The 3,575-nt window shown below is 41.8% G+C and carries 1 protein-coding gene, 9 tRNA genes, 2 rRNA genes and 2 pseudogenes; all 14 read left to right on the forward strand.

The annotated features are described in order from the left end of the window. Positions 1-90: ribosomal RNA gene (locus tag NC797_RS18080) — 23S ribosomal RNA — on the forward strand; the annotation flags it as partial. A 77-nt stretch (positions 91-167) separates the two neighbouring features. Further along, positions 168-283 (forward strand): 5S ribosomal RNA (rrf, locus tag NC797_RS18085). Between the two features lie 77 nt (positions 284-360). Then, a tRNA-Asn gene (locus tag NC797_RS18090) sits at positions 361-435 on the forward strand. A gap of 3 nt (positions 436-438) precedes the next feature. Continuing rightward, a tRNA-Thr gene (locus NC797_RS18095) sits at positions 439-511 on the forward strand. Positions 512-523: 12 nt separating this feature from the next. Beyond that, positions 524-598, forward strand: a tRNA-Glu gene (locus tag NC797_RS18100). Between the two features lie 23 nt (positions 599-621). Further along, positions 622-697: transfer RNA gene (locus tag NC797_RS18105), tRNA-Val, on the forward strand. A 6-nt stretch (positions 698-703) separates the two neighbouring features. Next, positions 704-779 (forward strand) — tRNA-Thr (locus NC797_RS18110). Between the two features lie 14 nt (positions 780-793). After that, a tRNA-Tyr gene (locus tag NC797_RS18115) sits at positions 794-875 on the forward strand. A gap of 50 nt (positions 876-925) precedes the next feature. Continuing rightward, positions 926-1,000, forward strand: a tRNA-Gln gene (locus NC797_RS18120). Between the two features lie 8 nt (positions 1,001-1,008). Beyond that, positions 1,009-1,081: transfer RNA gene (locus tag NC797_RS18125), tRNA-Lys, on the forward strand. 521 nt (positions 1,082-1,602) lie between these two features. Beyond that, a tRNA-Ala gene (locus tag NC797_RS18130) sits at positions 1,603-1,678 on the forward strand. A 399-nt stretch (positions 1,679-2,077) separates the two neighbouring features. Continuing rightward, a complete protein-coding gene (tnpA, locus tag NC797_RS18135; protein ID WP_272438196.1) occupies positions 2,078-2,476 on the forward strand; it encodes an IS200/IS605 family transposase in 399 nt (132 codons plus the stop codon). 11 nt (positions 2,477-2,487) lie between these two features. After that, positions 2,488-2,583: pseudogene (locus tag NC797_RS18140) on the forward strand (helix-turn-helix domain-containing protein); the annotation flags it as partial. 219 nt (positions 2,584-2,802) lie between these two features. After that, positions 2,803-3,575 (forward strand): annotated as a pseudogene (locus NC797_RS18145) (RNA-guided endonuclease TnpB family protein); the annotation flags it as partial.

The raw sequence follows: 3,575 nt of genomic DNA on the forward strand, positions 1-3,575 counted from the left end.
CCCTCAGAGACGATGAGGTTGATAGGTTCGAGGTGGAAGCGTGGTGACACGTGTAGCTGACGAATACTAATCGATCGAGGACTTAACTATATGTTTTATATGTCTTTCGTTCTTATCTAGTTTTGAAAGTACACAAAACAATGTAGTACTTGAAATTTGAATAACTGTTTGGTGGTAATGGCGGAGAGGTCACACCTGTTCCCATGCCGAACACAGAAGTTAAGCTCTCCAGCGCCGATGGTAGTTGGGGCATTGCCCCTGCGAGAGTAGGACACCGCCAAGCTACATATTATATGGAAAATGAAATAGTAAGCACATTAGGAAGCAAAAGATAGTCAATATTCTCCTTTTGAGATTTATTCCACCGTAGCTCAGTGGTAGAGCAATCGGCTGTTAACCGATCGGTCGTAGGTTCGAATCCTACCGGTGGAGCCAATTGCTTCCATAGCTCAGTCGGTAGAGCGCTTCCATGGTAAGGAAGAGGTCGCCGGTTCAAGTCCGGCTGGAAGCTCTGTTATTAGTTGGCCCGTTGGTCAAGTGGTTAAGACACCGCCCTTTCACGGCGGTAACACGGGTTCGAATCCCGTACGGGTCACCACTTTAAGGAAAGTTCAGTGCATTGGAGGATTAGCTCAGCTGGGAGAGCACTTGCCTTACAAGCAAGGGGTCGCAGGTTCGAGCCCTGCATCCTCCACCATTATTTGCCGGCCTAGCTCAATTGGTAGAGCAACTGACTTGTAATCAGTAGGTTGGGGGTTCAAGTCCTCTGGCCGGCACCATTTTTTATCTTGTCGGAGGGGTAGCGAAGAGGCTAAACGCGGCGGACTGTAAATCCGCTCCTACCGGGTTCGCAGGTTCGAATCCTGCCCCCTCCATCATTAACGATTAACTAAGTGAAACGCATGTTCTATAACACTGTTTCTGTTGGGCCATAGCCAAGCGGTAAGGCAACGGTTTTTGGTACCGTCATGCGCTGGTTCGAATCCAGCTGGCCCAGCCAATTTCTAAGAGCCATTAGCTCAGCTGGTAGAGCATCTGACTTTTAATCAGAGGGTCGGAGGTTCGAATCCTCCATGGCTCATCTAAATACTTTATGGGTACTGGATTCTCACCTACGGTTCCCCTTGTCTTGATTAAAAACATAAAGCGGAGACAAGGACTAGCCTAACGGCGTCGGAATCCTCCATGGCTCATCTAAATACTTTATGGGTACTGGATTCTCACCTACGGTTCCCCTTGTCTTGATTGAAATCACAAAGCGGAGACAAGGACTAGCCTAACGGCGTCGGAATCCTCCATGGCTCATCTAAATACTTTATGGGTATTGGATTCTCACCTACGGTTCCCCTTGTCTTGATTGAAATCACAAAGCGGAGACAAGGACTAGCCTAACGGCGTCGGAATCCTCCATGGCTCATCTAAATACTTTATGGGTATTGGATTCTCACCTACGGTTCCCCTTGTCTTGATTAAAAACATAAAGCGGAGACAAGGACTAGCCTAACGGCGTCGGAATCCTCCATGGCTCATCTAAATACTTTATGGGTACTGGATTCTCACTTACGGTTCCCTTTGTCAAGGTGCCGACTTCTGCTCCATTTAGGGGCCTTAGCTCAGCTGGGAGAGCGCCTGCTTTGCACGCAGGAGGTCAGCGGTTCGATCCCGCTAGGCTCCACCATTTACATAACTTATCAAGACCATTTCGTTAGTAAAATAACGAAATGGTCTTTTTTTTATAAAGCGTAAAAAACTTTCTTAATTACGATTTTCGGATTATAGTATAGAAAAAGCTTCTTGGCTGAATGATTTCCAAACAATTATAAATTCGATTAATCATGTGGAATATGGTTGTAAAAAGTGATTTTTATTTGGATATGAGTAAAAATCACCTCAAAAAGTGGAGTAAAGTCTTCTAGTTTAACGTACCTCCGAAAGAAGTCTCCCTCTTCAAGCGTGTAAAGGGCGTAGCCCAACGGTAAGGGGGAGATGAATTTCAGTTGGGCGATAGCCCAAAGGCTTATTCTTTCTTCTAAATATGGTATAATCAGTATTATAAATTAAAAGAACTGATATAACAATGAAGCTAGACAGTAATAACCATTCAGTGTTCTTGATGTATTACCATCTTGTGTTAGTCGTGAAGTATCGAAGGAAAGTGATGGATGATCCCATTTCAGACTATGCTAAAGATAAATTTATATCTTTGAGTGAAAAATACAATATTACATTGGTCGAATGGAACCACGATATTGACCATGTTCATATTTTGTTCAAAGCACAACCCAACAGTGAATTATCGAAATTCATCAATGCCTATAAAAGTTCCAGTTCAAGACTTATCAAGAAGGATTTTCCCCATGTTCGCAAAAAGTTATGGAAAGAAATGTTTTGGTCAAGAAGCTTTTGTTTGTTGACGACTGGCGGTTCATCTATTGAAGTGGTGAAAACGTATATTGAAAATCAAGGGATAAAGTGAGGTGATTTGATATGGCTAAACACAATAAGGCGTATAAGTTTCGATTATATCCAACGGAAGAACAGGCATTAGTGATACGTAAAACCTTTGGCTGTGTTCGCTTTGTCTATAAGAGGATGTTCAAAAAGTCACCAAATGATAAGCTGTGCATCTCTTCGTTGGCTTGTTTTTCCGGTCCTTGGAAAAGAAGCCCGCTTTTCCTTCGTGCGATGTATAATCGAGGAAGCTTTCCTTGTGCTCATGTAGGTTATGTCTACACTGCGCTCCTCAAAACTACGCCGCCTCGACCTGCTTGCTTCTAATTCGGCGACTTTTTGAACACGCACTATAACAAAATGTTATCAGAACGAAAAGCAACGTATGAAAGCCTAAAAGATGATAAAGATGCATTAAATAAGGTCAAACACCCTACTCCTGCCAAATACAAGAAAGAATATGAATGGCTAAAAGAAGTGGACTCATTAGCGTTGGCAAATGCACAATTAAATTTAGATAAGGCATATAAAGCCTTTTTCAGAGGTGTTGCTAAGTTTCCGAAATTCAAAAGCAAACGGCACAAGCAAAGCTACACAACAAATGTTGTCAATGGAAACATTCAGTTGTTGGATGGTCATATCAAATTACCTAAATTGAAAATGGTTAAAATAAAGCAACATCGAGCAATTCCTTCAGAGTACAAAATCAAATCTTGTACCCTATCTATGTCTGCATCGGGAAAATACTATATTTCTATTCTTACAGAGTACGAGAAGGAGATTGAAAGCAAAGAAATTAAAAAAGTAGTTGGATTAGATTTTGCGATGGATGGGTTGTTTGTCGATAGCGAGGGTGAGAAAGCCAATTACCCTAAGTTTTATCGACAAATGCTTGAGGAATTAGCAAAAGAACAACGTAAACTTTCCCGTAAAAAGAAAGGCTCTTCAAATTGGAATAAACAACGTATTCGAGTAGCTAAAACTCAAGAGAAAGTTGCCAATCAACGCAAGAATTTTCTTCACCATAAATCAAAGGAGTTAGTATCTACCTTTGACGCTGTTGTGATTGAAGATTTAGATATGAAAGGTATGTCACAAGCTCTAAAGTTTGGCAAAAGTGTCTC

This window comes from Terrihalobacillus insolitus (genome assembly GCF_028416575.1).
Taxonomy (GTDB): Bacteria; Bacillota; Bacilli; order Bacillales; family Amphibacillaceae; genus Terrihalobacillus; species Terrihalobacillus insolitus.